Origin of the sequence: uncultured Mesonia sp. (genome assembly GCA_947499595.1) — a bacterium.
GTDB lineage: Bacteria > Bacteroidota > Bacteroidia > Flavobacteriales > Flavobacteriaceae > Mesonia > Mesonia sediminis.
In genome coordinates, this window is record CANMOY010000024.1 from 1 (window position 1) to 1682 (window position 1682).

Below are 1682 nucleotides of genomic sequence, written 5' to 3' on the forward strand. Positions count from 1 at the left end.
GCTTGTTTGAGACCGATTGGAAATCGGGTGAGTTCCTAAAATTTAGCTTGCAAACATACAATTTAGCGCTAGTTTCGTAAGCCTAGACTTTTTTACTACTTTTTTCGGCGATGGAAAAAAGTAGAGAGTTAAGAAATGGGTACTTTTAGTTTTCGATTAGTAATGTATAATAATAGAGTTTTAAAAAAATCGCTATTTCGCTACCCAGTAGTCCCGAGTATTCGGGATCTCGATACTTCGCATTTTTGGTTTACCACCAAAAATGCGAAACTCGGTATGACAAGGTAGGTTATTTTACAAAAGGAGTAATTATAACTACCATTCAAACCGGCCTATCGAAAATAGTGCGTAAAATTGGCAGTGCAGTAAGCGTTGAAAATTTTAGGCTGTTTGAGACCGATTGGAAATCTTTGCCTTTCAGCTTCAACGGGGGAATGGGACCCTTCCAGATTTTATCCCTAATAACCGAGTTAGACTTTAACCAGTACTAAATTGTTTTGAAAGTGTATATTTGGGTTATTATAGCGAGTTGGCAGTAATACAAGAAAATCGTTTTTCAAATAAACATTTAGTAAAAAAATTGTATTTTTGATTAAATACACGAATTATGGATTTACAAACTCGAAAACTCAATTTAATTACTTATCTAGCCCAAATTAAGGACGAGATATTATTTGAAAAATTGGAAAATTATATTTTAAAAAGAGAGATTGAACACAATCCTGAATTAAAACCATTTACTGTCGAGGAATTACTAAATCGAATTGAAAAATCTGAATTGGATTTCAAAAATGGAAATGTAAAAAGTCAAGAAGATTTGGAGAGAATATCAGCAAATTGGTAACGATGAAAATAGTTTGGACTGATTTTGCTATCAAAAATTTAAAAGACATTTTTGATTATTATGCAATTGAAGTAAATAAAAAACTTGCCCATAAAATCAGAAAACAAATACTTAAATCCTCGAAACAACTATTAAAAAATCCGAATTCTGGTCCAATTGAACCAAATTTGACAATTCTAAATAAAAATATAGATATTTAGTAAGTGGACATTATAAACTTATTTACAGAATTGTAGATAATGAAATTATAATTAATGATGTCTTTGACACACGACAGAATCCGACTAAAATGAATGATGAAAACCGGATTGAAAAATAAAGTACTACTGTCAATAACTAAGCGTTCCCCAATGAAAAATCGGGGCAACCTGTGTGGCCGGTAAAATTTGGGCCCACAGTAGTGGATGCCATTATTCTTTTTTTCCCATTTCAATCAATTGCTTACATTTTCAATTCCTAGATCAGCTAAAAAATAAACCCTTCATTCCCAATCAAAATCCTGTTTCCAACAAAATACTACAAATTCTTTCTGTTCATTTTTGCTTGATCAAAAACGAACCAAAAGATAAATTCGCTACTTTTCGACTGTGTCTCGATACTTCGCATTTTTGGTTTACCACCAAAAATCCGAAACTCGACATGACAAGGTAGGTTATTTTACAAAAGGAGTAATTATAACTACTTTTCAAAACGGCCTATCGAAAATAGCGTATAAAATTGGCAGTACCTTTTATATTTATTTGAATTCAATAACAGAAATATCCAGCAGCCCAATTCAAAAAGCGTTTCAAAGCAGGGCTTTGCAATCTTTTTCTTCAGTATAACTTGTGTTTTGCGT

At 32.0% G+C, this 1682-nt stretch carries 2 protein-coding genes; both read left to right on the forward strand.

Annotated features, from left to right (window positions below):
- Nucleotides 1-607: 607 nt before the first annotated feature.
- Nucleotides 608-844, forward strand: coding sequence for a hypothetical protein (locus ACH2AZ_RS12375; protein WP_394908089.1), 237 nt, complete (start codon nucleotides 608-610; stop codon nucleotides 842-844).
- A gap of 2 nt (nucleotides 845-846) precedes the next feature.
- Entirely contained in the window at nucleotides 847-1044 is a 198-nt protein-coding gene (locus ACH2AZ_RS12380) for a type II toxin-antitoxin system RelE/ParE family toxin (protein WP_394908090.1), read from the forward strand.
- The last annotated feature ends 638 nt before the right edge of the window (nucleotides 1045-1682 follow it).

What these genes read in the sequence shown, in the direction of transcription:
- ACH2AZ_RS12375 (WP_394908089.1), top strand. Translation starts at nt 608, where the DNA reads ATGGATTTACAAACTCGAAAACTCAATTTAATTACTTATCTAGCCCAA.
- ACH2AZ_RS12380 (WP_394908090.1), top strand. Translation starts at nt 847, where the DNA reads ATGAAAATAGTTTGGACTGATTTTGCTATCAAAAATTTAAAAGACATT.